Below are 25,432 nucleotides of genomic sequence, written 5' to 3'. Positions count from 1 at the left end.
CGACATCGGAAGGTGACGATCATGCGAGTTCTCGTGGCGGGCGGGACCGGCGCGCTGGGGCGGCGACTGGTGCCCCAGCTCGTGGCCAGGGGCCATCAGGTGACGGCCACGACGACGAGCGCGGCCAAGCTGGGCCTGCTGGAACAGCTGGGCGCGAGGGGCGTCGTGATGGACGGGCTGGACGCGGGGTCGGTGGGCGAGGCGGTCGCCTCGGCCCGGCCGGACACGATCGTGCACCAGATGACCGCTCTCTCCGTGACCCACTCCGGCAAGCCGAACATGCGGAAGGCCGAGCGCTACTTCGAGCTCACCAACCGGCTGCGCACGGAGGGGATCGACCATCTGCTGGCCGCGGCGGAGGCGACCGGCGTCTCGCATGTCGTCGCGCAGAGCCACGCCAGCATGAACGGTCTGCGCGAGGGCGGATGGGTCAAGACCGAGGACGATCCGCTGGAGGTGCTGGAGGGGACGACGGCGATCACCCACCTCGAGGACGCGGTCGTCAAGGCGGGCGGCGCCGCGCTGCGCTACGGCGGGTTCTACGGCCCGGGCGCCAATGACGACCAGGTCATGATGGTGCGCAAGCGGCTGTTCCCGCTGGTCGGCGGCGGCACCGGACATGTCTCCTGGGTGCACCTCGACGACGCGGCGAGCGCGACCGTGCTGGCGGTGGAGCAGCGGGCGCACGGCGTGTTCAACATCGTCGACGACGAACCGGCGCCCAGCAGCGAGTGGCTTCCCCACCTCGCGAAGTGCGCCGGGGCGAAGCCGCCGCGCCGGGTGCCGGTGTGGCTCGCGCGGCTGCTGGCCGGCGAGATGGCGGTGGGGATGATGACCGAGGGGCGCGGCTTCTCCAACGCCAAGGCCAAGCGGGAGCTGGGCTGGGAGCTGCGCCACCCCTCGTGGCGGGAGGGGTTCGCAGCGGAACTGGGGTGAGCCGCCCCGGAGTTCGCGGCGGAGCCGGGGGGAGCCGGAGCCGCCGCGCCCTCAGCGCCTGCCGGAGTCCAGGTTCCGCGCGTGCACACTGCGCGCGATCCTGGGCCCCAGCCACCGCTTCAGCCGCCGCAGCCCCTCCAGTTGCCCGGCGGCCCGGTCCAGCCGGTAGTACAGCTGGGGCGGCACATAGGGCAGCAGGGGTGAGTGGCGCTGGCCGAGCAGGGCGAACATCTGCTGCGGGGGCAGGTGGATGTAGCGCGGGAGGTTCTCGTACCACTGGGCGCTGTAGCGGGCGGCGCTCTGCACGGACAGGAGCTCGGCCTTGCGCCGCCGCTCGTAGTGCGCGAGGGCCTGCGGGAGGGCGGCGTGCTCGCGCAGGGCTCCGGCCAGGGCGATGGCGTCCTCCAGGGCGAGGGTGGTACCGGCGCCGATCGAGTAGTGGGTGGTGTGGGCGGCGTCGCCCATGAGGACGAGGTTGCCGCGGGACCAGGTGCGGTTGGTGAGGGTGCGGAAGTTCAGCCACTGAGCGCTGCCGTCGGAGGAGGCGCGCCCGATCAGGGAGTGGCCGTCGAGGACGTCGGCGAAGAGCTTCTCCAGCAGGTTCAGCCCTTCGGCCTCGTCGGCGCCGTCGAGGCCGAGCCCCGACCAGGTCTCCGGCGCGCATTCGATGACGCAGGTGCTGCGGTCCGGGCCGAAGGCGTAGCCGTAGCACCAGATCCAGCCGTGCCCGGTCTCGACGAAGGCGAAGGTGAAGGCGTCGAAGACCTTGGTGGTACCGAGCCAGATGTAGTGGTTGCGGCCGACCTTGACGTCGGTGCCGAAGTGGTCGGCGTGCGCGGTGCGCAGGGCGCTGTGGACGCCGTCGCCGGCCACGATCAGATCGGCGTCGGGCAGGTTCTGGGGGGTGATGCCGTGCTCGAACTCCAGCCGTACGCCGAGCGAGCGGGCCCGTGCGGCGAGGAGTTCCAGGAAGCGGTGGCGGCCGATGCCGTGGCCCTCGTCGCCGCGATGGCGGGTCGTCAGATCCCGTACGTGGGCGACACCGTCGTTCCAGCGCACGGAGTGCTCCTCGACGGCGCGCGCCGACTCGGGGTCGTGCTCGTGGAGCTTGTCGAGCAGTCCGCGCCAGTAGGTGACGCCCCATCCGTAGGTCGAGCCCTCCGGATCGCGCTCGTGGACGGTGATGTGGTGGGACGGGTCCTGGAGCTTCAGCAGGATCGACAGATACAGGCCGGCAGGCCCGCCGCCGACGCAGGCGACCTTCACGCGCACCCCTGGAAATCACTCAGAGCGGTCATTTGACGACGCAGGGTAGCAGGCGATCGCGCCAGTTTCTCCAGGTGAGGCAGGCCACTCGCGCCGCATCCGCCCGCGAAGGATCACCCGAAACACGCCCTCCGACGGAAGGAATTTTCCGTTCCGCCCCTATCGGCACCCCCGCCGCAGCAAGATCATCTTTGTTCAATCCCGTACGACATGTTGGTAATTGTCCGGATCACAGCAAACCGGTGCCGGGCGATTTCTCCCGCTCTCACCAGGCCCGATAGGCATGCGGAGTCGTCAACTCCAGAGAGGCTCCGCATGCCCGAACTGACCCGGCGCCGCGCGCTCACCGCCGCGGCCGCCCTCGCCACCACCGTCGCCGTCGCCCGGCCGGCCGCCGCCCACGACCACTCCCCCGGGACCTTCGACGAGGTCTACAAGGGCCGCCGCATACAGGGCCGGCCCACCGCGGCGGGCGGTCACCACCACGGCACCGGATACGCCGTGTTCATCGACGGGGTCGAACTGCATGTGATGCGCAACGCCGACGGGACCTGGATCAGCGTCGTCAGCCACTACGCCCCGGTGCCGACCCCGCGGGCCGCCGCCCGTGCCGCGGTCGACGAACTCCAGGGCGCGAAGCTCGTCCCCTTCCCCGCCAACTGACCGCTCCCGCACGCACCTTGGAGTACCGCACATGACCGTACGCAAGAACCAGGCGAGCCTGTCCGCCGAGGAGAAGCGGCGGTTCGTCGCCGCCGTCCTGGAGCTGAAGCGCAGCGGCCGCTACGACGCCTTCGTCACCACGCACAACGCCTTCATCATGTCCGACACCGACAACAGCGAGCGCACGGGCCACCGTTCACCGTCGTTCCTGCCCTGGCACCGCAGATACCTCCTCGAATTCGAGCGGGCGCTTCAGTCGGTGGACGCCCTGGTCGCGCTGCCGTACTGGGACTGGTCCGCCGACCGCTCTCCGCGCGCCTCGCTGTGGGGGCCGGACTTCCTCGGCGGTACCGGGCGCAGCCGGGACGGCCAGGTGATGGACGGGCCGTTCGCGGCGTCCGCCGGCAACTGGCCCATATCCGTGCGGGTGGACGGCCGTACGTATCTGCGCCGCTCGCTCGGTACGTCGGTGCGGGAGCTGCCGACACGGGCGGAGGTCGACTCCGTGCTGGCCATGGCGACGTACGACATGGCGCCCTGGAACAGCGCCTCGGACGGTTTCCGCAACCATCTGGAGGGCTGGCGCGGGGTCAATCTGCACAACCGGGTCCATGTGTGGGTCGGCGGCCAGATGGCGACCGGGGTCTCCCCCAACGACCCGGTGTTCTGGCTGCACCACGCCTACGTCGACAAGCTGTGGGCGGAGTGGCAGCGCAGGCATCCGGAGTCCGGGTATCTGCCGGGCGGCGGGACGCCGGACGTCGTCGACCTCAACGAGACGATGAAGCCCTGGAACGACGTACGTCCGGCGGACCTGCTGGACCACCGGGCGCACTACACCTTCGACACCGACTGATCAGGCGTCCGCCGTACGGCACTCCGGGTGCCCCCAGCCCTGCGCGTTCTTGGCGATGTCCGCGCCGGCCGCGTAGGGGCGGCCGCACAGGCAACGGCCGGGGAACTTGGCCTTGATCGTGCGGGAGGACGAACCCGACGAACCCGAACCGCCGTTCCGCCGGGGCGACTTGGCCTTGGCGGGGCGGGCGGTCTTCGGGGTGTCGGGCGAGGGCGGCGGCTCGGGCGAGCCGAGGTCGCTGCCCGCCGCCTCCTGGATGGTGGCGGCCTGGCTGGCGGCGCGGTCCGCGAAGTCGTTGAGCGGGTCGCCGTCGACCTGGTGGGCGGGGACGTAACGGAAGTCGACCTTGCGGCCGTCGAGCAGTTCGTCGATGCGGACGACCAGCTCCTGGTTGGCGACCGGCTTGCCGGCGGCCGTCTTCCAGCCGTTGCGCTTCCAGCCGGGCAGCCAGGTGGTGACGGCCTTCATGGCGTACTGGGAGTCCATCCGGATCTCCAGCGGCACGTCCGGGTCGACCGACGCCAACAGGCGCTCCAGCGCGGTGAGTTCGGCGACGTTGTTGGTGGCCTTGCCGAGCGGCCCCGCCTCCCAGCGGGCCGGGGTCTCCGTCTCGTCGGCGACGACCCAGGCCCATCCCGCCGGTCCGGGGTTTCCCTTCGAAGCGCCGTCGCACGCGGCCACCACACGTTCACGCATGGGCCCGATCATGCCACGGACGGGCAGGGCGCCCGGCAAGGGGAGGTCAGCTAGCTGAAGGACGGCATCTCGCCCTCGGTCCTCGCCATGTCGATCACCGAGAAGCTCGCGCCCTGCGGATCGCTCAGCGCGGCGAACCGGCCGAAGGGGCTGTCCATCGGGCCGAAGCGGAGCGTGGCGCCGAGCTTGGTGGCCCGGTCGACGGCGGCGTCGCAGTCCTCGACCCCGAAGTAGACGTTGATGTAGGCGGGGACCTCGGGCGGGAACTCGTCGCCCATCTTCATGCACCCGAGCGCCGGGTTCTCGCCGAGCTGGAAGACGCGGTAGTCCGCCGAGTCGTCCTGCATGCGCTTCGACGCGTACGGGAAGACGGCCGGGAAGAAGGCGTCCGCCTTGTCGGGCTCGCGGGTGAAGACCTCCGCCCAGGCGAACGCCCCGGGCTCGGCGATCTTCTCGAAGCCCTCGTGGTCGCCGGCCTGCCAGACGCCGAAGACGGCACCGCTGGGGTCGCTTGCCAGGAGCATGGTGCCGAAGTCGCCGACCGCCATGGGCTCCATCAGGATCTCGCCGCCGTTGTCACGGATCTTGCCCGCGGTGGCCGCCGCGTCCGGGCTCGCCAGATACAGGCACCACTGCGACATGCCCTCCTGACCGGGCATGGGCGGCACGACGGCGGCGACGGCCTTGCCGTCCGAGTACGCCTGGGTGTAGTTGCCGAACTCCGACGACGCCTCGCCGAAGGTCCAGCCGAGGACGTCGCTGTAGAAGCTCTTGGCTCCCTCGACGTCACTGAACATCGCATCGGCCCAACAGGGGGTTCCCTCAGGTTGTACAGCCATGACTGCGGCCCTCTCCGACTCGGGGGGATGGTCCGGGTTTCTCACGCTAGTCACCCCCGCGTCGGGGCGCGCGTCGAACGATTCGGTCCGGTTCAGACTGGTAGGTGCCGTCAGCGAGACGAGGTGTCATATGACTGCCGAGACGATGCGGGCGTGGTCCGTGGTGCACCCGGGACCGGTCGAGGCGGGCGGGCTGCGGGACGTACCCAAGCCGGTTCCGGTGCCGGAGGACGACGAGCTCCTGGTGAAGGTGACCGCGTGCGGGGTGTGCCGGACCGATCTGCATGTCACCGAGGGTGACCTGCCGGTACGGCGGCCCGGGGTGACGCCCGGGCACGAGGTCGTCGGCGTGGTGGCCCGGGCGGCCGGCGATTTCGCCGTCGGCGAGCGGGTCGGCGTGGCCTGGCTGCGGCACACGGACGGAACGTGCGCGTACTGCCTGCGCGGCGCCGAGAACCTCTGCCCGGCCTCCCGGTACACGGGCTGGGACGCCGACGGCGGCTACGCGGAGTACACGACCGTGCCCGCCGCCTTCGCCCACCGGCTCCCCGCCGGCCTCGACGACGTGGCGGCGGCGCCCCTGCTGTGCGCGGGGATCATCGGCTACCGCGCGCTGCGCCGGGCGGCCCTCCCACCGGGCGGCCGGCTGGGACTGTACGGGTTCGGCGGCAGCGCCCATCTGTGCGCGCAGGTCGCGCTCGCCGAGGGCGCCACCGTCCATGTACTGACGCGGGGGGAGGCGGCCCGGCGGCTGGCGCTCGGTCTGGGGGCCGCCTCCGCGCAGGACGCCTACGCCCCGCCGCCCGAGCCGCTGGACAGCGCGATCCTGTTCGCCCCCGTCGGCGACCTGGTCCCGGTGGCGCTGCGCGCCCTCGACCGGGGCGGGACGCTGGCGATCGCCGGGATCCATCTGACCGACGTTCCGCCGCTGCGCTACGAGAGCGAGCTGTTCTACGAGAAGCAGGTCCGCAGCGTCACCTCGAACACCCGTGAGGACGCCCGGGAGTTCCTGGCGCTCGCCGCCCGGTACGGCGTCCGCGCCACCACGCACACCTACCCGCCGGCCCGGGCCTACGAAGCGCTGCGCGATCTCAAGGCCGGGCGTTTGGACGGGGCGGCGGTGCTGGTCAGCTGAGCCCGGACACGCTGAGCACGGACATCGCCTCGGCCAGCGTGGCGGAAGGATTCAGCAGATCCACGGTGCCGTGCGCGCGCAGCAGCCGCAGCTGACCGGCGTCACACAGAAGAGCGAATCCGTGCTCCCCTTCGATGACGCGGCGCCGGAAGCGCAGCACCACGCTCATTCCGGTGGAGTCGATGAAGGAGACGGAGCGCAGATCGACGACATAGGCCGGTGCGCCGAGGGCCACGACAGAGTCGAGCCAGAGCCGCACCGGGGCGGCGGTGGCGAGATCCATGTCGCCGCGCAACTCGGCCACCAGCACTCCGGCCCCCGTGCGCCGCAGCGTGTGGGCTCCGGCCGGTGGCCAGTCGGCCGTGCCGACGGGCTCGGTCCTGTTCTCGTGCAAGCCGTCCGTCCCCGTTCCGTGCCTGCCGCACGCTCCGGCGCGGGCGCCTGCGGTGACTTCGTCATCCCCGCACCGCAGGCACCCGCACCGGAACTCCCCCGGGGCGGCTCCCCCTTGAACCGTGGCCGATTACTGTTCTACCTTCGCCACATGGTCGGGGCATCAACGCCCGCTCACAGGTTGCACAACGAGCGGATAGCGGTTGGGCCAGGTGATGCGGCATGCGTCCGCACCTAGCCCTGATCGAGGACGACTCCGATTTCGCACTGATGTGCCGTTCCTATCTGGAGCGGGAGGGCTTCACGGTCACGTGGGCCATGGACGCCCGGGTCGGCAAGGCCACGCTGTACGAGGGCGGTGTCGACCTCGCCGTCCTCGACCTGGGCCTTCCCGACGGCAGCGGTCTGGAGCTGCTGCGGGCGCTGCGCTCGACCAGCCGTCTCCCGGTCATCGTGATCACGGGCCGCGGGGCGGAGGCGGACCGGGTGGCCGGGCTGGAGATCGGCGCCGACGACTACCTCGTCAAACCGTTCTCGCAGCGCGAGCTGGTGGCCCGGATCCGTGCCGTGCTGCGCCGCTCGCAGCCACCGGAGGCACCGACCGTGCTCCAGATCGGCTCCCTGCGGATCGACACGGCCGCCCGCCAGGCCTCCTGCGACGGCTTCCTGCTGGCGCTGCGGCCCAAGGAGTACGCCCTCCTGGAGCTGCTGGCCGCCGCGCCCGGCCGGGTCTTCTCGGCCGAGCAGCTCCTGGAGCGGATCTGGGGCGCCGCCTGGCAGCAGCCCGCGACCGTCGTCGAGCACGTCTACCGGCTGCGCGGCAAGCTCGCCCGGCTGCCCGCGCCCGCCCCGCGGATCACGACCGTCCGCGGTTACGGCTACCGCCTCGACCCCTGAGCCGCCTCGGAGAGACACATGGCCGACGCCCCGGACTTCCGACGCCTCTTCGACGCCGTCCTGTCCCCGCTGCTGATCCTCACCCCCGAGTTCACCATCGTCGAGGTCAACCGCGCGTATCTGACGGCCACCCGCACGGACCGGGACATCGTGGGGCGCCCGATCTTCGACGTGTTCCCCGACAACCCCGACGATCCGTCGGCCGACGGCGTCGCCAATCTGCGCCGCTCCCTGGAAGCGGTCGTGGCCACCGGGCGTACGGACACCATGGCGCTCCAGCGCTACGACATCCCCACCGAGGAGGGCGGTTTCGCCGAGCGCTACTGGAGTCCGGTGAACTCGCCCGTCCTGGACGCCGAGGGACGGCTGTCGCACATCATCCACCGGGTGGAGGACGTCACGGAGTTCGTGCATGTGCGACGGGTGGGGCGGGAGCAGCAGCGGGTGGCGGCCGAGGCGCAGATGCGCGCGGAGGGCATGGAGATCGACCTGTTCGTGCGGGCCCGGGAGATCCGCGAGGTCAACGAGCAGCTGCACCGGGCCAACGCCGAACTGGACGCGGCGGGACGGCGGTTGCGGGAGGAGCAGCAGGCCAAGGACCGGTTCATCGCCACCCTCTCGCACGAGCTGCGCAATCCGCTCGCGGCGGCCACCGCGGCCACCGAGCTGCTGGCCCTCGACATGCCCGACGGGCACCCCGCGCTGGCCGTGCTGGAACGGCAGCTGGGCACGCTGGTGCGGATGAGCAACGACCTGCTGGACGGGACGCGGGCGGTGACGGGGCGTCTGGAGCTGGTGCGGGAGCGGGTCGACGTACGGTCCGTCGTCGAGAGCGCGTGTGCCGACATCCGCGGGCTGTTCGGGCACGAGGGCCGCAAGCTGGACGTCGGGGTGCCGCGTGAGCCGGTGATCGTGGACGGCGACCGGCTGCGGCTGGCGCAGGTGCTGACGAACCTGCTGTCGAACGCGCTGAAGTACACACCGCCGGGTGGGCACACCGAGGTCACGGTGGGTGCCGGGGGCGGCGAGGCCCGGCTGACCGTGCGGGACGACGGCATCGGCTTCGATCCCGGTCAGGCCGAGGAACTGTTCGGGGTGTTCATGCGGGCGGCCCCGGCGGGTCCCCACACCCCGGAGGGGCTGGGGCTGGGGCTCGCGGTGGCGCGGACGGTGGTGGAGCTGCACGGGGGCCGGATCACGGCCCGCAGCGAAGGGCCGGGCCGGGGCGCCGAGTTCACCGTGGCGCTGCCGGTCGCCGATCCCGGCGCACCCGAGCCCGCGCGTCCCGTGGTGGTCCGTCCGGCGCGTCGGCAGCTGTCGATCCTGATCGTGGAGGACAACGCGGACCTGGCCCTGACCTATCGGACCCTGCTGCAACGCCAGGGACATCACGTCACGGCGGTCCACACCGGCGCCGACGCGCTCACCGCCACCGAGGCCGGCATCTTCGACGTCGTCCTGTGCGATCTCGGACTGCCCGACGTGGACGGCTACACGGTCGCCCGCGCCATCAGGGGGCGGTCGCACGGTACGCGGCCGCGGCTGATCGCCGTCTCCGGGTTCAGCCAGGGCATGGACCGGGCCCGGTCGCGGACGGCCGGGTTCGACGCGCACCTGGCGAAGCCGCTGCCGCTGAACGATCTCACCGACCTGCTGGAGCGCTTCGACGAGGAGTGACCGGCACGCGTCTTCCGCCTTGTGTCCGGCTGTGCTTGCCTGGGGAGCCGTTTTCGGTGTCCGGGGCGGGAGTTGCTGCATGCGGAAGCCGTGGATCGTGGGGGTGCTGCTGACCGGAGTGCTGCTCGGGGCGTGCTCCGACCCGACGTCGGGCCCCGAGCCGGACCCGCCTTCCCTGGCGCCCCCGGGATCGGCCGCCACGACTCATCAGCGGGCCGCGGGCAGCAGCCCCAGCACCCCGGCCGAGCCTCCCGTGGTGCTGTATCTCGGGGACTCCCTCGCCATGGAGGCCCAGAACGTACTGGGCCAGGAGCTGCGCCGGGATCTGCGCGCCGAGTACACGAGCAGGCCGTACTCCGGGACGACGGTCTGCGACTACCTGGAGGGCACCGGCGCCAGGTCCCTCGTGCCGGACCGGGACAAGGCGGCCGCGCTCGTCCGTTCCCTGCGGCCGGACTTCGTGGTGCTTCAGTTCTGGGGCAACGCGTGGGGCTACACCTGGTGCATGGACGGCATCACCCACGCCGAGCGGCCCACGACGTACTTCAAGCGGTACAAGGCCGACCTGGCCCGGCTGACCGACCAGATCACGACGGCGGGCGGCGCGCATCCGCCGCGGATCGTGTGGGTCGCCCAGGGCCCGGACCCGATCACCCCCGACCGGGTCCGCCGCGTGAACGAGCTCTACACCGAGCGGGCCGCTGCCTCGCACGATCTCGTCGCCGACGCGGGAGCGAAGGTGAGCGCGGCCGGCGCCCGCTACAGCTGGGTCCAGTACCTGCCGTGCACCGCCTACGAGCGCGAGCACGCCGATTACTGCACCCAGCCGGACCGCGACCGGACCGCCCTCCACCTCGACAAGGACTATCTGCACTTCTGTCTGGCACCGACGACAGCCACGCCGAAGCCCTGCGCGGTCCGCTCCCCGGGGATCCTGCGGATCGCGAGGGAGATCACACGGGTCATCGGCGCGCACCCCGTCGGCTGACCGGCCCCCCGTCCGACCGGCGGGCTCACTCGCCCGCGTAGGCCCGTTCCAGCGCCGCGATGTCGAACTTGTGCATCGCCATGAACGCCTGGGTCACCCGGGCCGCCTTCGCCGGGTCGGGGTCGGTGATCATGGCCTGGAGCCGCTCCGGGACGACCTGCCAGGACACGCCGAACCGGTCCTTGAGCCAGCCGCAGGGGCCGGGCTCGCCGCCGTTCTCGGTGAGCTTGGCCCAGTAGTAGTCGATCTCCTCCTGGTCCTCGCAGAAGATCATGAAGGAGACGGCCTCGGTGAACTTGAACTCGGGGCCGCCGTTGAGCCCGAGGAACTTGTGGCCGTTGGCCGTGAACTCGACGGTCAGCACGGTGCCGGCGGGCAGGGGCATCCCCTCGGAGTAGTGGGCGACTTCGCCGATGCTGGAGTTCTTGAAGACGGAGACGTAGAAGTGGGCGGCCTCCTCGGCCTGGCCGTCGAACCAGAGACACGTGGTGAAACCGTCGGTTGCCATGAGTACCTCCTGGGCGTGCGGAACGCTGTCACCTGTGTCGACCGATCCTCGCCCGGAAACTCATCGGTGGCGTGGCCGATTAATCCAGGTGGCCGCTACACCCTTCGGAACTAGCATCGCCGCCATGACGTCTTCGCCCGCCGGTACCGGCATCACGCCCTTCCGTATCGACATCCCGCAGAGCGACCTCGACGACCTCCATGACCGCCTCGACAGGACGCGCTGGCCCGACGAGCTGCCCGGGGTGGGGTGGGCGTACGGCGTTCCGTCGGGGTATCTGCGGGAGCTGGTGCGGTACTGGCGTCACGAATACGACTGGCGGGCGGCGGAGGCGCGGCTCAACGAGTGGCCGCAGTTCACGACCGAGATCGACGGCGCGCACGTGCACTTCGCGCACATCCGCTCGCCCGAGCCCGATGCCACCCCGCTGGTCATCACGCACGGGTGGCCGGGGTCGATCGTCGAATTCCTCGACATCGTCGGCCCGTTGACGGATCCGGCGGCCCACGGCGGTGACCCCGCCGACGCCTTCCATGTCGTGCTGCCGAGCATTCCCGGTTTCGGGTTCTCCGGGCCCACCCGGGAGACCGGCTGGGAGGCCCGCCGGATCGCCGACGCGTGGGCCGAGCTGATGACCCGCCTCGGCTACGAGCGGTTCGGAGCCCAGGGCGGCGACTGGGGGGCGGCCATCTCCCGCTCGCTGGGCCGCGTCCACCCGGAGCGGGTCGTCGGCGTCCACCTCAATCTGCTGCCCGGCGCCCAGGCGGCCACCGAGCCGACCGAGGAGGAACTCCGGCCCCTCAGCCCCGAGGAGCGGGAACGGACCCTCCTGTCGTGGCGCTCGTGGGACGCGTGGTTCCGGGAGGGGGCCGGCTACGCCCAGCTCCAGTCCACCCGGCCGCAGACCCTGTCCTACGCCCTCACGGACTCTCCGGTCGGTCAACTCGCCTGGATCGTCGAGAAGTTCCAGGAGTGGACCGACTCCGGGGAGCTGCCCGAGGAGGCCGTCGACCGGGACCAGATGCTCACCAACGTGATGCTGTACTGGCTGACGGGCACGGCCGGTTCGTCCGCCCGCATCTACTACGAGCGCGCCCACGCGAAGGGCGAGCGGATCGCCGCCCCGCACGAGCCCTCGACCGCACCGACCGCGGTGGCCGCCTTCCCCGGCGACCCGCAGATCCCGCTGCGCCACAAGGCGGAACGCACCGAGAACCTCGTGCGCTGGACGGAGCTCGACCGCGGCGGCCACTTCGCGGCGATGGAGGAGCCCGACCTGCTGGTGGACGACGTACGGGCGTTCTTCCGGCAGCTGCGCGAGAAGGGCTGAGCCCCGTCGTGAAGACCACGCTCTGCCCTCGGCGAATCTGCCGCGGGCAGAGAAACGGCTGAAGGGCGTCCCGCGAGGTCAAGAGTGGAGTCGACGGCATCCCCGCGACCACGAGGAGAACCGATGACTGCCCTCACCACGCTCACCCCACGCGCCGAGGAGGGCGACACCCCGCCCTCCCGGTTCGACGACCAACTCGCCGCCCAGCTGCTCGGCCAGCGGATCGTCCTCCTGGGCACCCAGGTCGACGAGGTCTCCGCGAACCGGGTCTGCTCCCAGCTGCTGATCCTGTCCGCGGAGGACCCGCGCACCGACATCAGCCTGTACATCAACAGCCCCGGCGGCTCGGTGTACGCGGGCCTCGCGATCTACGACACGATGCGGCTCATCCCCAACGACGTGTCGACGCTCGCCATGGGATTCGCGGCGAGCATGGGCCAGTTCCTGCTCTGCGGCGGCGCGCCCGGCAAGCGGTACGCCCTGCCCAACGCGCGGATCATGATGCACCAGGGGTCGGCGGGCATCGGCGGCACCACGGCCGACATCGAGATCCAGGCGGAGAACCTGGACCACAGCAAGCGGACCATGGAACGGCTCCTCGCCGAGAACACCGGCCAGACACCGGAGACCATCGCCCGCGACGGCGACCGCGACCGCTGGTTCACGGCCGAACAGGCCAGGCAGTACGGCATGGTGGACGAGGTCGTGGCGTCCCTCGCCGACGTCCGCCCGGCCGCCTCCAAGCGACGGATGGGGCTGTGACATGGCGAACTACACGATTCCGTACGTCGTCGAGCGGACCGCGCACGGCGAGCGCACCTCCGATGTCTTCAGCCGGCTGCTGTCCGAGCGGATCATCTTCCTCGGCACCGAGATCGACGACGGCGTCGCCAACGTCGTCATCGCGCAACTCCTCCACCTGGAGTCCTCGGCGCCGGACAACGAGATCGCGATCTACATCAACTCCCCCGGCGGATCGTTCACTTCGCTGATGGCGATCTACGACACGATGACGTTCGTACAGGCCCCGATCTCGACGTTCTGCGTCGGACAGGCGGCCTCCACGGCGGCCGTGCTGCTGGCCGGCGGGGATCCCGGGCGGCGGTTCGTGCTGGAGCACTCGCGGGTGCTGCTCGGCCAGCCGGCCAGCGGCGGCAGCCGGGGCTCCATCTCCGATCTCGCCCTCCAGGCCAAGGAGATGGTCCGGATCCGCTCCCAGGTGGAGCAGGTGCTGGCCCGCCACACACACCACGACGCGACGACCCTGCGCGCCGACATGGACCGCGACAAGGTGTTCACCGCCGAGGAGGCGGTGGCGTACGGGCTGGCCGACGAGGTGGTCAGCCGGCGCCTCGCGGCGGTGTGAGGCGCCGGGTTCCGCTCAGGCGGCCAGGCACAGTCCGTCGTACGACGAGGTGGACGCCCGGCGACTCGCGGCCGCGTGCCGGCTGGTGATCCGGACGAGCTCTCCCTGGGCCCGGGTCAGCAGGTCGCCGAGGCCGAGTCCGAGGGCGTGGGCGGCGGCCGCGAGGACCTCCGAGGAGGCCTCCTTGCGGCCGCGCTCGACCTCCGAGAGGTAGGGCATGGAGATACGCGCTTCCTCGGCCACGTCCTTGAGCGTGCGCTCCTGTGCGAGGCGTTCACGGCGCAGGACGTCTCCGACCAGATCGCGCAGCAGAGGCTCCCTGGGAGACGGTGCGGCGGCAGGGCGGGCGGTCCCCGGGCGGAGGGGGATCACGCGGGCTTGGTTCGTCGCTTCTTCGCTCACCTCCCCAGCCTAGAAGCCGTGGACACCAGGGGAAGGGATCAGCATTCTGCTCTGGGTGGAATCACCGGAGGCGGGAAGGTGCGGACGTGGCACTGCGGGAGACGTTCGACGAGGACGCGGAGCTCTACGACCGGGCCCGCCCCCGCTATCCGGCCGCGCTGGTGGCCGAGTTGGTGCGCCTGACGGCACTCGCTCCGGGCCACCGCGTCCTTGAGGTGGGACCCGGGACCGGCCAACTCACCGTCCCTCTGGCGGAGTTGGGCTGCCGGATCACCGCCGTGGAACTCGGCGCGTCCATGGCGGCGGTGGCCCGGCGCCGGCTCCGGGACTTTCCGCTGGTCGAGGTCGAGGTGGCGGACTTCGAGACGTGGCCGCTGCCGGTCGAGCCCTTCGATCTGCTGGTGTGCGCGACGGCCTGGCACTGGATCGACCCGGCCGTGGGGCTGTCCAAGGCGGCGCGGGCGCTGCGTCCCGGCGGGCGGCTGGCGATCGTCGTGACCCATCATGTGGCGGGCGGCACCGCCGGCTTCTTCGCCGACGCGCAGCGCTGCTACGAACGCTGGGACCCGGCCACACCGCCCGGTCTGCGCCTGCGTCCGTCGGAGGAGATTCCCTCGGACACCGGTGAGTTGGAGGCTTCCGCGGCCTTCACGGGCCTCACCGTCGCCCGGTGCCCTCGGGAGATCACGTACACCGCCGACGAGTACATCGACGTCCTGCTCACCTATTCCGGGCACCGCGCGCTGCGCGAGGACCTCCGGCACGGGCTGCTCGCCGACATCCGCGAACTCATCGACCACCGGTACGGCGGCGGCGTCACCAAGCGGTACCTCCACGAACTGATCGTCGCCACGCGTGACGAAGGCCACGGGCATGCGCGGGCACGCATCGGGTAGGTGGGAGGAGAGGGCCCGCGGGCAACCCGCTGGTCAGCGGCTGGCGTACGCATAGCTCGTCGTGATCCGGGTACTCGGGGGACCGCGAAGCAACAGTTCCGGGGACACCCGGGGCTGAGGAGGCTGACGTCAAGCCGTGACCTGCGTGGGAGAGGTAAATGGACACCGCCGTGATCCGGTCGGAGGCACAGGTCGTCGAGAAGACCGCCGGGACCAGCACGGGTGACACATCACTTCCTGGAGTCGTGGAGCCACGGAGTGTCGCCCCGCGCGACGCCCGGGAACTGTCCCGCCAGTTCTTCCAGCGTCTGACCGAGCTGGAGGAGGGCACGCACGAATACCAGTACGCGCGCAACACGCTCATCGAGATGAACATGTCCCTGGTGCGGTTCGCCGCCGGCCGGTTCCGCGGTCGCGGGGACGACATGGAGGACATCGTCCAGACCGGCATGATCGGCCTGATCAAGGCCATCGACCGGTTCGACCTGACGCGGGAGGTCGAGTTCACGTCCTTCGCGCTGCCCTACATCGTGGGCGAGATCAAGCGCTTCTTCCGTGACACCACCTGGGCCGTGCACGTACCGCGCCGGCTCCAGGAACTGCGGGTCGAACTCGCCAAGGCACGCGAGGAACTGGCCAGCCGGCTGGACCGGGAGCCGACGGTGGCCGAGCTCGCCACCCTGATGAACATCCCCGAGAACGAGGTCGTCGAGGCGCAGATCGCCGCCAACGGCTACAACTCCTCCTCCCTGGACGCCGCGTTGACCGGCGACGGCCCCGAGGGCGGCGAGGCGGTGCTCGCCGACTTCATCGGCGTGGAGGAGGACGGGCTGCGGCTGGTCGAGGACTTCCAGTCGCTCGCCCCGCTGATGGCCGAACTCAGCGAGCGGGACCGGCAGATCCTGCATCTACGGTTCGTGGAGGAGGCCACCCAGGCGGAGATCGGCGAACAGCTGGGCTGCTCCCAGATGCATGTGTCCCGGCTGATCAAGCGGATCATCACGCGCCTGCGCACGGGCATGCTGGGCGAGCTGGGCTGCGCCTGACTCGGACTGAGCCGGACTGAGTCGGACAGGGAATGGTGACCGTCGGAGGCGCCTTCGACGGTCACTCCTTGCCGAGGGTCAGCACCGCGCTCACTCTCTTGCCGACCGGCACCCGTTCCGCGCTCACCTCGGCCGCCAGGGCGTGCACTATCTCCAGGCCGTGCCGGCCGACGCGCTCCGGATCCTTCGGGAAGCGCAGGGGCAGCGCCGCGCTGCTGTCGTACACGGACACCGTGACCGCGGCGTCCGTGCCCTCCAGATCGAGGATGTACGGCCCGTTGCTGTGCCGGTCGGCGTTGGTGACCAGCTCGCTCACCACGAGGAGCACCTCGTCGTCGGCCCGGTCGCCGATCTCGGCGCACCACTCGGTCCTGAGCTGATCGAGGAAGTGCGCGGCGAAGTGCCGGGCCTCGGCGATGCATCCCGGTTCGCCGGTGTAGTGGGCCGCCCGCCGTAGTGGGTCCACGGGCACGTCGAAACCAGTCGGTATCACTGCCCCGTCCAGGTGGTCGATCATGCATGTCTCTCTCGGAAGCCGGACTGGCCGGACGCCTGCTGCACCAGTGCTCGTACCCCGAGCGCGGCCCGGCAGTCCACGTAACGGGTCGTGTCGGTCACACGGCCGGTGACGTCACGGTGAACTCGGGGGCACTGTACGTGGACGCCGACTCGGTTTCCGTGTCGGAGGCCAGTGGGGGCTGGGGCGCCGAGGTGTCGGGCGTGGACTCCTCCTCCTGCGTGGTCTCGGGCTCCGACGTGGGCGGCAGCGAGCTGGGCGACGGGTTCGGCGAGGACGGGGCCGTCGAGGTCGGCGGGCATGGGGTCGCCGAGCCGCTGGGAGTGCCCGTGGGCGTTCCGGTCGGGGTGCCGGTGGTGGTGGAGACGCACGGCACCGGGGAAGAGGGCGAAGTGGACGGCGAGGTCGAGTCCGAGGAGCTGGGGGCCGTCGGTGTGATCACGCTCGGGGACGGCGAGGCCGGGTTCACCGGCGGCTCGGTCGGCTTGTCCTTGTGGCCCGTGTCACCGCTGTGGCGGGCGATCCAGTCGTCGGAGTCGGGGTCGTAGATCACGAAGATGTTGATGACGGTCACCGAGGGCGCGACCACGACGACGTTCGAGGGCCGGTATCCCGACCAGGTGTCGCCGGTGCGCTTCGGGGTGCTCTGCTGGGCGACCGGCGGGGTCAGCGGGTTGCCGCAGGCGCAGCGCACGCGCGGTACGCCGTGGCTGTCGACGAGGACGGCGGTGCCGGCCTGGAGGACGGCCTGGTAGCTGGTGGCGGCTCCGTCGCGGTAGCCGTGGTTGGTGACGCGGGTGTCCGCGCGCAGCTGGACCGGGGTGAGCGAGCGCAGATAGCCGGGGACGCCGGACGGCTGGACCCCGGCGACCGAGGCGAATGCCTGGTTGACGGAGGGCTTCGCCTGGAGGGCCTTGATCTGGGCCTCCACGTCACAGCTGGAGATGTTGCGGGTGCCGCCGTAGAGGCCGGGCGCGCCGCCGTCGACCGCGCGCACCGCGTTGGCGGAGGCGGACTCGGTGGCCGGGGCGGCGGAGACGGGTGCGGCGGAGCTGTCCTTCGCGGTCGACTCGGTGAAGGGGTCGGGGCCGGTCTTGGCGGCGGCCTGGAGGAAGACCTCGCCGTTCTTGCCGGAACCCCCGCCGTCGGAACGGCTGAAGACCAGGGCGAGGACCACGGCGGCCACGACCGCGGTGGCCAGCACGGCGACCCGGGGCACGGATCGCCACCAGGGGCGGTGCGGCTCCGGCGACGGTGCTCCCCCGCTGCTGCCCGGGGGCTGTGACGGTGGCCCCGAGGGCGGCTGGGAGGGTCCCGACAGCGGACCGGAGGGCGGTCCGGTGGGCCGGCCGGAGGACGGAGGTTCGACGCTCACGAGCCCTTCTTCCCGACGTGGGATCGCGGCGACCGTCGTGCGTTGTTTCGTGCGTTTACGCCGCTTTTATCCACGACGTTCCCATTGTGTGCTCCGGTCCCGTGCCGCTCGCAAGCCGACGCGGACGGCCCTCCCGGCGGGCGGGCTCCGCGGCCGCTGCTTAGCGTGGACAGGGTGAGCCCGAAAACCCGCTCCGACCAGGCCATTGCCCCGCACGGCTGGGTACAGGCCGTCCTCGCGGTGCTGTGCGGACTGCTCGCCATGGTCGTGACGGCGGCCCTCGGACTGTGGGCGGCCGGGGCGACCGACCTCCCCGACGGGGCGTTCCCCCGGGTCGTGGCGGCGACGGTGGTCACCGCGGTCGGCGGCACGATCGAACTCTCCGGGAACGCGGGAGGCCTCGCGGACACACAGGCGGGCCTCACCGTGATCCCGCTGTCGGTCACGCTGGCCGGGGCGCTGGCGATCGCGGCGGGCTTCCTGCGGCCGCTGCGGCACCGGGCGGTCGCGGGCGCCGCCGAACTGGCCGGCTGGGCGGGAAGGATCGCCGTGCTGTGGCTCCTCGGGCTGATCGGACTGGCCCTCGGCGCCCGCCAGACCTTCCAGCTCTCCCTCGGCGACAACGCGCTCTCCGACCTCGGCGACGTCTTCGGGATCTCGCCGGAGGTCGGCTTCAAGACGGCCGTACCGCAGACGCTGTGCTTCGGCCTGCTGTGGCTGGCCGGTGTCCTGATCCTGGCCCTGCTGGTCTCGCGCGGCGCCCCGCTCCCGCCCCGGCTGCTGCGCTTCCAGGCGACGGTACGCCCTGCGGCGTACGCGATGGTCGTGCTGCTCCTGGCCTACGTGGTCCTGGGCATCCTCATCGCCCTCGTCGTGGCGTTCACGCGCGGGCACACGCCCGCGACCCTCGCGGTGATCCTGCTCGGCATGCCGAACCTGGTGTGGCTGACGTTCACCATCGGCCTCGGCGCGACCTGGGAGGGGCGGGTCGAGGGCCCGTTCGGGCTGCCGATGCCGCACGTCCTCGACGAGGTGCTGCGCGGCTCGGACACCGCCACGCTGAATCTGCGCTCGCTGGCCGAGTACGACGGCCGGGTGTGGTGGCTGGTCGCCGTGGACGCGGTCCTGCTGCTGGCCGTCGCGTTCCTGATGGCGGCCCGTTCACCGGCCAGGATGCGCGCCTGGCAGCACGCCCTGCATCTGGCGGTCGCCCTGGCGCTGACCGTCCTGATGATCTGCCTCATGGGCCGTATCGCCGCGCACTACGGCCTGTCGGTCCTCGGCATCGGCGACCTCGGCGGCGATCTGAACGGGGAGCTCGTGCTGAAGCCGAAGCTGTGGTCCGCCGTCGGTCTGGCGGCGCTGTGGGGGCTGGTCGCGGGTTTCGTGGGCGCGCTGCTGGCGGGCCCGGTGCACCGGCAGGACTAGGGCCTGTCCGGCGGAACTAGCCTCCCTTGAACACCGGTCGGGCCCACGGCGGCGGCCGCTTCGGTCCGTCCTCGGAGGGTGCTACGACCCTCCGGTCCACCTCCGTCGGCGCGTGGCCCCCGGAGGCGTCACCGGTGGTGGCGGAGCGCAGGGCCGCGACGAAGGCGAGGCAGGTGTCGTAGCGGGCGTCCGGGCTCTTGGCCATGCCCTGGGCGAACACGGTGTCGACGTCCCGGGCCAGGTCGGGGCGGAACTCGGTCAACGGGGGCGGCTCGTCGTACTGGTGGGCCCACAGGAGGGCCATGTCGTCGTCGCGGCGGAACGGGGGGCGGCCCGCGAGGGACTCGTAGACGACGCACGCGAAGCCGTAGACGTCGCAGCGTCCGTCGACCGGCTTGCCCGAGATCTGCTCCGGGGCCACGTAGTCCAGCGTGCCCACGAACTGGCCGACGGAGGTGAAGCCGGTGAGCGACAGGGACTTCTTGGTCAGGCCGAAGTCGGTGAGGTAGGCGTGCTCGGGGTGGTCGCTGTCGGTGCCGCGGGCGACCAGGATGTTGCCGGGTTTGACGTCCCGGTGGACGAGGCCGTGCTCATGGGCGGCGTCCAGCGCGGAGGCGACCTGGGCGGCGATGCGCAGGGCGGTTCCGGGCGCCAACGGGCCCTTGCGGTCGAGGAGATGACGCAGGTCGCTGCCCTCGACGTAGCGCATGGCGATGTACAGGACGCCGTCGGTCTCGCCCGCCTCGAAGACGGGGACGATGTGCGGGTGGTCGATCGCGGCGGCGGCTCGGGACTCGTGGGTGAAGCGGCGGCGGAAGGTGTCGTTGCGGGCGAGTTCGGGCGCGAGGAGCTTGAGGGCGACCGTGCGCTCCAGACGCAGATCGCGGGCTCGGTAGACGACCGCCATGCCGCCGCGGCCGATCTCGCGCTCGATGCGGTACCCGGCGATCTGCCGGCCGATCAGCTCCGAAGGGCGGCCGGAGAAGAGGCTCGTGTCACGGGCCATCGGGGGTCACGACCTGGGTGGGGGCGTGGTCCTCGGCGGCGGCGCCGGCCCGGGGCGGCTCGTCCGTCGCGTAGGTGGTGAGGCGGGTGCCGTCGGCGTACACCCAGCGGCCGTGCGCGGCGTCGTACAGCCACACGGAGTCGCCGTCGACGACGACTCCGACGCGCCGCCCGCGCGTGCGGGCCCGGAAGGCCTCGCCGTCCAGGGCGCCCGTGGCCAGTTCCTCGACCGCGGCCCGGTAACCGGCCAGGGTCTGCTCGGCGAGGGCCAGCAGGGGGCGCGGGTCGGCCGTACGGGCGAGGGCGCTGTCGGCGGCCGGCGGATCCGGTGGTACGGCGACCAGGAACCGGCCGTCGACCCAGGCCGACCAGCCGTTGGCGCACAGGACATGGCCCCAGTCGCCGCGCCGCTCCACCAGCTGGACCGGCAGCAGCGGGTCGAGGGGGACGGTGGGCCGGGCGGGGTCGGGGGCCTCCCAGGCGGGCATGCCGTGCTGGGGGACGACGTGGGTGGGCCGGAATCCGGGGGTCGCCATCATGACTTCCGCAGGATCGCCGGTTCGTGGCGGCGCAGCAGCCGGGACACGACGTAGCCGAACACAGCCGACAGCACGACGAGCATGGCCACGTTCAACAGCCACACCCCCGCCGAGTGCTTGAACAGGGGATCGCCGGTCAGTTCACCGGGCACGATCCGGGCGAGGCCGAGCGTGCCGGCCATGGCGCCGAGTGCCCAGCGCGAGGGCACCAGCCAGGACAGCTGCTCCAGGCCGGGCACGCCGTCGAGTTTCAGCAGGGCGCCGCAGAAGACGACTTGGACGATGGCGAGCAGCACCAGCAGTGGCATCGTCACCTCCTCCTTGCGCACCAGCGCGGAGATCAGCAGGCCGAGCATCATCGCCGTGAACGCCAGCAGGGCGACCGCGATGGTGATCTCGGCAAGGGGCGGCATCAACACGCCTTCGCCGCCGGGCGCGTTGAGGTCGACGCCGAACAGGGCGACCAGGGTCAGGACCACGGCCTGGAGCACGGTGATCGTGCCCAGCACGACGACCTTCGACATCAGATACGCCGATCTGGACAGGCCCACGGCCCGTTCGCGCTGGTAGATGGTGCGCTCCTTGACCAGTTCGCGCACCGCGTTGGCCGCGCCGGTGAGCACACCGCCGACGCACAGGATGAGCAGCGCGTTCATCGCCGTCTCCTGGGTCAGCTTGCTGCCGGCCAGGGCGCGGGCCATGGCGCCCATCACGAACGGCAGGGCGACCATGATGACCAGGAAGGTGCGGTCGGCGCTGAGCGCGGCGGCGTAGCGGCGGATCAGCGTGCCGAGCTGGGCACCGCGGCTGCGGGGCCGGGGCGGCGGGGTGATGACGACCGGGCCCGAGCGCGGCACGCGGGGCTGCCCTGTGGCCTCGGTGACGTACTGCCGCCGGAAGGGCGAGGTGCGGAACTCGCCCGCCCAGTCCCGGCCCTGGTCCCGTTCGAAGGCCTCGAAGGCCTCCGGCCACTGTGCGTAGCCGAAGTAGGCGAGGGTGTCCTCGGGCGGGCCGTAGTAGGCGATCTTCCCGCCCGGCGCGAGGACGAGGAGCCGGTCGCAGACGTCGAGGCTGAGGACGCTGTGGGTGACGACGATGACGGTGCGGCCGTCGTCGGCGAGGCCGCGCAGCATGTGCATCACCGAGCGGTCCATGCCGGGGTCGAGGCCCGAGGTCGGTTCGTCGAGGAAGAGCAGCGAGGGCTTGGTGAGCAGTTCCAGGGCGACGCTGACCCTCTTGCGCTGGCCGCCGGAGAGGCTGTGCACGGGCTGCTCCGCACGCTGTTCGAGGCCCAGTTCGCGGATGACCTCCTCGACCCTGGCCTGCCGTTCGGCCTTGGCGGTGTCCTGCGGGAAGCGGAGTTCGGCGGCGTAGGACAGCGCGGCACGGACGGTGAGCTGGGCGTGCAGGATGTCGTCCTGGGGGACGAGGCCGATGCGCTGGCGCAGTTCGGCGTAGTCGCGGTAGAGGTCGCGGCCGTCGTACAGGACCGTGCCGTGGTCGGCGGGTCGCTGGCCGGTGAGGGCGCCGAGGAGCGTGGACTTTCCGGCGCCGCTCGGGCCGACGACCGCGAGCAGGCACTTCTCCCCCACCGGGAACGACACGTGGTCCAGGAGCGTCTTGCGGCCATGGTCGACGGCGACGGTGAGGTCCTGGACGTCCAGAGAGACCTCGCCGGTGTCGACGTACTCCTGGAGCTCGTCGCCGACCAGGCAGAACGCGGAGTGCCCGATGCCGACGACGTCACCGGGGCCGAGCAGCGCGCGGGTGACGGGGCCGCCGTTGAGGTAGGTGCCGTTGTGGCTGCCGAGGTCGACGATCTCGTACGTCCCGTCGGGCTGGGCGCGCAGCTCGGCGTGCCGGCGGGAGACGACGAGGTCGTCGATGACGAGGTCGTTGTCGGCGGCGCGGCCGATGCGGACGGTGCGGGTGGGCAGTGGGCGGACGGTGGTGGGCTGGCGGAAGGTGCCGGTGAGGGCCGGCATGGACACGGCCGCGACGGCCGAGGGGCGTTCTCTCGGTGGCCCGACCAGGACGGCTCGCGGGCCGTCGTTCGGGCTGCCGAAGCGGATCACGCAGCCGGGGCCGACGCTCCACTCGTCGACGCGTCGGCCGTCGGCGTAGGTGCCGTTCGTGCTGTGCTCGTCCTCCAGGGTCCAGTGGTCGGCCTCGGGCCGCAGCACCGCGTGGTGCCACGAGACCCGGGCATCGTCGATCACGATGTCGCTCAACGGATCGCGTCCGACGTGGTAGTCGCGGCTCGGACTCATCACCGTGGAGCCGGTCTCGGTCTCCAGGACGAGTTCGGGCGCAGTCGGCGCGCTCGGCCGCTCTGCCATGCCGAAATTCTACCGATTCGACCAGATATGCGCCCGGCGTCGCCCGAGGACCTCAGCCCACGGACACCACCAGCGCCGGAATCGTCCGCTGCATCCGCAGCGCGTCCACGGACTCGGCCAGCAGTTCGTACTCGGTGGTGTCGTCGCTGGTGGCGATCCGGATCAGCCGTCCGGCCGCCAACTCGTCGGCGACCAGCTCCTGTTGGGCGTCGTCGGCGCACCAGGCCCGCAGCACCGCGGGCACGTCGGGCACCGTGGGGGCGACCGGGACGAGCGCGCTGGGAGGGATGCGGCTCACCTCCGGGTGCGGATCGAGCCGCTCGGCGATCCAGGACGCCCGGTCCCGCAGCCACCACAGCGCCAGGGCGAGGGTGGGCGCACGATAGCTGCCCAGGGGTACGCCGATACGTTTCCCCTCGCACGTTCCGTACGCGGTGACATGGCACAGGAATTCGTCGTGCACGTTCACTCCCCCGGTGCGTAGTGCGCCTCTCGGCTTGCCTCGCTTTCGGTGCGGCTCTCGTGCTGCGGGTACCGCGGCTCATGTGCGGTGCGTGATGGCATCCTCGCTCGATGTGAATGCCCTGTCAGTTGAGTATGTTCACTACTGAAACACTGTCACCACGACTTTCCGGCCAGTCTCCTGGCATATTCACCGCGGGAGTTGGCCGAAATACGGTGACCGTCGGCATTACCTCAGGGGTAATCGACGGTCCGCGGCGCGACGGGCAGAGTTGCGGTACCGGGTCACCGCAACCGGGATCCGGGTCCTGACCAGCAGCTACGACCTCGACGGAGGCTGATTCCGCATGCCCGCCACCACCGACCGTTACGAGACTGCCATAGCCCGTTACTTCGAGGCCTGGAACGCCCTCGATCAGGAGACGCTCACCAAGGCGGTGGCGGCCGCCTGGGCCGCGGACGGCACCTACACCGACCCCCTGGCCGATGTCACCGGGCACGAGCGGATCGCCGCGGTGATCGCGGCGGCCCATGAGCAGTTCCCGGGATTCGCCTTCCGCCCGGCCGGAGCCGTGGACGGCCATCACGACACCGCGCGCTTCTCCTGGGAGCTGGTGAACGAGGCCGACGGCAGCGCGCCCGTCGCGGGCTTCGATGTGATCACGCTGGACGAGCAGGGCCGTATCCGCTCGGTGCTCGGCTTTCTGGACCGGGTGCCCGCCGGGGCGTGACACACGGGAGGCGGGCGGCACGCCGGCCGCCCGCCTCCCCTGCGGACTACTTCTTGATCACCGCGTCGATGCGGGCCAGCTCCTCCGCGTCGAAGTCCAGGTTGGCGATCGTGCCGACGCTGTCCTCGATCTGCTGCGGGCTGCTCGCGCCGACGAGGGCGGAGGTGACCCGGCCGCCGCGCAGGACCCAGGCCAGCGCCAGCTGGGCCAGGGTCTGGCCGCGGGACTTGGCGATGTCGTTCAGCTCGCGCAGCTGGGCCACCAGGTCCTCGGTGAGGGCGTCGGAGTTCAGGAACGGGCTGTCGCTCGCGGCCCGCGAGTCCTCCGGGATGCCGTCGAGGTAGCGGCCGGTGAGCAGGCCCTGCTCCAGCGGGGAGAAGACGATCGAGCCGACCTGGAGCTCGTCCAGGGCGTCGAGCAGGCCCTCGTCCTCGGGGCGCCGGTCGAGCATCGAGTAGCGCGGCTGGTGGATGAGGAGCGGGGTGCCCAGCTCGCCCAGGATGCGGGCGGCCTCCCGGGTCTGCTCGGCGGAGTAGTTGGAGATGCCGACGTAGAGCGCCTTGCCCTGCTGCACGGCGGAGTGCAGGGCGCCCATCGTCTCCTCCAGCGGAGTCTCCGGGTCGGGGCGGTGCGAGTAGAAGACGTCGACGTAGTCGAGGCCCATCCGCGTCAGGCTCTGGTCCAGGGAGCTGAGCAGGTACTTGCGCGAGCCCCACTCGCCGTACGGGCCGGGCCACATCAGGTAGCCGGCCTTGGTGGAGATGATCAGTTCGTCGCGGTAGGCGGCGAGGTCGGCCTTCAGGGCCTCGCCGAACGCGGACTCGGCGGCGCCGGGCGGCGGGCCGTAGTTGTTGGCCAGGTCGAAGTGGGTGACCCCGAGGTCGAAGGCACGGCGCAGGATCGCGCGCTGCGTCTCGACGGTGCGGTCCGCGGGGCCGAAGTTGTGCCACAGGCCGAGCGAGATCGCGGGAAGCTTCAGGCCGCTGCGTCCGGTGCGCCGGTAGGGCATGTCCGAGTAGCGGTCGGGGTGTGCGGTGTACAACGCGACTCCAGAGGGGTTGGCACGGTTTCCTGAGAACCACGGTTTCCTGAGAACCGTCGTCCACTCTTTCGCGACCTGGGGGCATTGGTCCAACAGAAGA

The 25,432-nt window shown here is 71.4% G+C and carries 27 protein-coding genes; 14 read left to right on the top strand and 13 right to left on the bottom strand.

Going from position 1 to position 25,432, the window contains the following annotated elements; genetic code table 11:
* Positions 1 to 21 precede the first annotated feature (21 nt).
* The gene (locus ABZ928_RS23310) at positions 22 to 936 is read left to right on the top strand and encodes an NAD(P)-dependent oxidoreductase (protein ID WP_361522068.1); all 915 of its coding nucleotides are present in this window, start codon (positions 22 to 24) and stop codon (positions 934 to 936) included.
* A gap of 51 nt (positions 937 to 987) precedes the next feature.
* Here ABZ928_RS23310 and ABZ928_RS23305 read toward each other — a convergent pair whose 3' ends face one another.
* On the bottom strand, positions 988 to 2,202 hold the full coding sequence (locus tag ABZ928_RS23305; protein ID WP_361522065.1) for an FAD-dependent monooxygenase: 1,215 nt from the start codon (positions 2,200 to 2,202) through the stop codon (positions 988 to 990).
* Positions 2,203 to 2,517: 315 nt separating this feature from the next.
* Between ABZ928_RS23305 and ABZ928_RS23300 the strand changes: the two genes are divergently transcribed.
* Complete coding sequence (locus ABZ928_RS23300; RefSeq protein ID WP_361522062.1) at positions 2,518 to 2,865, top strand: tyrosinase cofactor; 348 nt, start codon at positions 2,518 to 2,520, stop codon at positions 2,863 to 2,865.
* A gap of 31 nt (positions 2,866 to 2,896) precedes the next feature.
* Positions 2,897 to 3,721 (top strand): tyrosinase family protein, encoded by an 825-nt coding sequence (locus ABZ928_RS23295; protein ID WP_361522059.1) that lies wholly within the window; start codon positions 2,897 to 2,899, stop codon positions 3,719 to 3,721.
* Here the strand turns inward: ABZ928_RS23295 and ABZ928_RS23290 are convergent, their stop codons facing one another.
* Together ABZ928_RS23290 and ABZ928_RS23285 are read right to left on the bottom strand one after the other, a co-directional pair.
* Positions 3,722 to 4,429 (bottom strand): ribonuclease H, encoded by a 708-nt coding sequence (locus ABZ928_RS23290; RefSeq protein ID WP_361522056.1) that lies wholly within the window; start codon positions 4,427 to 4,429, stop codon positions 3,722 to 3,724.
* Positions 4,430 to 4,467: 38 nt separating this feature from the next.
* On the bottom strand, positions 4,468 to 5,256 hold the full coding sequence (locus tag ABZ928_RS23285; RefSeq protein ID WP_361522053.1) for a VOC family protein: 789 nt from the start codon (positions 5,254 to 5,256) through the stop codon (positions 4,468 to 4,470).
* A gap of 145 nt (positions 5,257 to 5,401) precedes the next feature.
* On the opposite strand from ABZ928_RS23285, the gene ABZ928_RS23280 reads away from it, so the two are divergent.
* Positions 5,402 to 6,391 carry a zinc-binding alcohol dehydrogenase family protein gene (locus tag ABZ928_RS23280; RefSeq protein WP_361522269.1) on the top strand — a complete coding sequence of 330 codons (990 nt, stop codon included), beginning with the start codon at positions 5,402 to 5,404 and terminating at the stop codon, positions 6,389 to 6,391.
* On the opposite strand, the gene ABZ928_RS23275 is transcribed toward ABZ928_RS23280, so the two are convergent.
* On the bottom strand, positions 6,384 to 6,785 hold the full coding sequence (locus ABZ928_RS23275; protein ID WP_361522050.1) for an STAS domain-containing protein: 402 nt from the start codon (positions 6,783 to 6,785) through the stop codon (positions 6,384 to 6,386). The genes ABZ928_RS23280 and ABZ928_RS23275 overlap by 8 nt on opposite strands.
* Before the next feature lie 221 nt (positions 6,786 to 7,006).
* Here ABZ928_RS23275 and ABZ928_RS23270 point away from each other — a divergent pair, with 221 nt between their 5' ends.
* The 3 genes from ABZ928_RS23270 (at position 7,007) to ABZ928_RS23260 (ending at position 10,346) form a co-directional block, all read left to right on the top strand.
* Positions 7,007 to 7,681, top strand: a complete 675-nt coding sequence (locus ABZ928_RS23270) for a response regulator transcription factor (RefSeq protein WP_361522047.1) — start codon at positions 7,007 to 7,009, stop codon at positions 7,679 to 7,681.
* Positions 7,682 to 7,699: 18 nt separating this feature from the next.
* Entirely contained in the window at positions 7,700 to 9,358 is a 1,659-nt protein-coding gene (locus ABZ928_RS23265) for an ATP-binding protein (protein ID WP_361522044.1), read from the top strand.
* Positions 9,359 to 9,437: 79 nt separating this feature from the next.
* Entirely contained in the window at positions 9,438 to 10,346 is a 909-nt protein-coding gene (locus ABZ928_RS23260) for an SGNH/GDSL hydrolase family protein (RefSeq protein ID WP_361522041.1), read from the top strand.
* A 25-nt stretch (positions 10,347 to 10,371) separates the two neighbouring features.
* On the opposite strand, the gene ABZ928_RS23255 is transcribed toward ABZ928_RS23260, so the two are convergent.
* On the bottom strand, positions 10,372 to 10,854 hold the full coding sequence (locus ABZ928_RS23255) for a VOC family protein (protein WP_361522038.1): 483 nt from the start codon (positions 10,852 to 10,854) through the stop codon (positions 10,372 to 10,374).
* Between the two features lie 124 nt (positions 10,855 to 10,978).
* Here ABZ928_RS23255 and ABZ928_RS23250 point away from each other — a divergent pair, with 124 nt between their 5' ends.
* The 3 genes from ABZ928_RS23250 (at position 10,979) to ABZ928_RS23240 (ending at position 13,550) form a co-directional block, all read left to right on the top strand.
* Positions 10,979 to 12,184 (top strand): epoxide hydrolase family protein, encoded by a 1,206-nt coding sequence (locus ABZ928_RS23250; protein WP_361522035.1) that lies wholly within the window; start codon positions 10,979 to 10,981, stop codon positions 12,182 to 12,184.
* Positions 12,185 to 12,307: 123 nt separating this feature from the next.
* Positions 12,308 to 12,946, top strand: a complete 639-nt coding sequence (locus ABZ928_RS23245) for an ATP-dependent Clp protease proteolytic subunit (protein WP_361522032.1) — start codon at positions 12,308 to 12,310, stop codon at positions 12,944 to 12,946.
* Between the two features lies 1 nt (position 12,947).
* A complete protein-coding gene (locus tag ABZ928_RS23240; protein ID WP_361522030.1) occupies positions 12,948 to 13,550 on the top strand; it encodes an ATP-dependent Clp protease proteolytic subunit in 603 nt (200 codons plus the stop codon).
* 15 nt (positions 13,551 to 13,565) lie between these two features.
* Here the strand turns inward: ABZ928_RS23240 and ABZ928_RS23235 are convergent, their stop codons facing one another.
* Entirely contained in the window at positions 13,566 to 13,952 is a 387-nt protein-coding gene (locus ABZ928_RS23235) for a helix-turn-helix transcriptional regulator (RefSeq protein ID WP_361522027.1), read from the bottom strand.
* A gap of 86 nt (positions 13,953 to 14,038) precedes the next feature.
* Between ABZ928_RS23235 and ABZ928_RS23230 the strand changes: the two genes are divergently transcribed.
* Together ABZ928_RS23230 and ABZ928_RS23225 are read left to right on the top strand one after the other, a co-directional pair.
* Positions 14,039 to 14,848, top strand: a complete 810-nt coding sequence (locus tag ABZ928_RS23230) for a class I SAM-dependent methyltransferase (protein WP_361522024.1) — start codon at positions 14,039 to 14,041, stop codon at positions 14,846 to 14,848.
* Between the two features lie 158 nt (positions 14,849 to 15,006).
* On the top strand, positions 15,007 to 15,894 hold the full coding sequence (locus tag ABZ928_RS23225; protein ID WP_361522022.1) for an RNA polymerase sigma factor SigF: 888 nt from the start codon (positions 15,007 to 15,009) through the stop codon (positions 15,892 to 15,894).
* A gap of 61 nt (positions 15,895 to 15,955) precedes the next feature.
* Here the strand turns inward: ABZ928_RS23225 and ABZ928_RS23220 are convergent, their stop codons facing one another.
* Positions 15,956 to 16,411: an ATP-binding protein gene (locus ABZ928_RS23220; RefSeq protein ID WP_361522019.1), complete on the bottom strand. Its 456-nt coding sequence runs from the start codon at positions 16,409 to 16,411 to the stop codon at positions 15,956 to 15,958.
* 97 nt (positions 16,412 to 16,508) lie between these two features.
* Entirely contained in the window at positions 16,509 to 17,786 is a 1,278-nt protein-coding gene (locus ABZ928_RS23215; protein ID WP_361522016.1) for a DUF6777 domain-containing protein, read from the bottom strand.
* A gap of 174 nt (positions 17,787 to 17,960) precedes the next feature.
* Here ABZ928_RS23215 and ABZ928_RS23210 point away from each other — a divergent pair, with 174 nt between their 5' ends.
* Positions 17,961 to 19,214, top strand: coding sequence for a streptophobe family protein (locus tag ABZ928_RS23210; RefSeq protein WP_361522013.1), 1,254 nt, complete (start codon positions 17,961 to 17,963; stop codon positions 19,212 to 19,214).
* 16 nt (positions 19,215 to 19,230) lie between these two features.
* On the opposite strand, the gene ABZ928_RS23205 is transcribed toward ABZ928_RS23210, so the two are convergent.
* Genes ABZ928_RS23205 through ABZ928_RS23190 form a run of 4 tightly spaced genes read right to left on the bottom strand, consistent with a single transcriptional unit; the run spans position 19,231 to position 23,560 of the window.
* On the bottom strand, positions 19,231 to 20,220 hold the full coding sequence (locus tag ABZ928_RS23205; RefSeq protein ID WP_361522010.1) for a serine/threonine-protein kinase: 990 nt from the start codon (positions 20,218 to 20,220) through the stop codon (positions 19,231 to 19,233).
* Complete coding sequence (locus tag ABZ928_RS23200) at positions 20,210 to 20,755, bottom strand: hypothetical protein (protein WP_361522266.1); 546 nt, start codon at positions 20,753 to 20,755, stop codon at positions 20,210 to 20,212. Before ABZ928_RS23200 ends, ABZ928_RS23205 begins: the two co-directional genes overlap by 11 nt.
* Complete coding sequence (locus ABZ928_RS23195) at positions 20,755 to 23,097, bottom strand: FHA domain-containing protein (RefSeq protein WP_361522007.1); 2,343 nt, start codon at positions 23,095 to 23,097, stop codon at positions 20,755 to 20,757. Before ABZ928_RS23195 ends, ABZ928_RS23200 begins: the two co-directional genes overlap by 1 nt.
* A 52-nt stretch (positions 23,098 to 23,149) precedes the next feature.
* Positions 23,150 to 23,560, bottom strand: coding sequence for a hypothetical protein (locus ABZ928_RS23190; protein ID WP_361522004.1), 411 nt, complete (start codon positions 23,558 to 23,560; stop codon positions 23,150 to 23,152).
* A 346-nt stretch (positions 23,561 to 23,906) separates the two neighbouring features.
* Between ABZ928_RS23190 and ABZ928_RS23185 the strand changes: the two genes are divergently transcribed.
* Complete coding sequence (locus ABZ928_RS23185) at positions 23,907 to 24,290, top strand: nuclear transport factor 2 family protein (RefSeq protein WP_361522001.1); 384 nt, start codon at positions 23,907 to 23,909, stop codon at positions 24,288 to 24,290.
* A gap of 46 nt (positions 24,291 to 24,336) precedes the next feature.
* On the opposite strand, the gene mgrA is transcribed toward ABZ928_RS23185, so the two are convergent.
* Positions 24,337 to 25,332 (bottom strand): L-glyceraldehyde 3-phosphate reductase, encoded by a 996-nt coding sequence (mgrA, locus tag ABZ928_RS23180; RefSeq protein WP_361521999.1) that lies wholly within the window; start codon positions 25,330 to 25,332, stop codon positions 24,337 to 24,339.
* Positions 25,333 to 25,432 lie beyond the last annotated feature (100 nt).

Source organism: Streptomyces sp. NPDC046909, from assembly GCF_040644695.1.
Lineage (GTDB): Bacteria > Actinomycetota > Actinomycetes > Streptomycetales > Streptomycetaceae > Streptomyces.
This window is presented reverse-complemented; position numbering and strand designations above follow the sequence as displayed.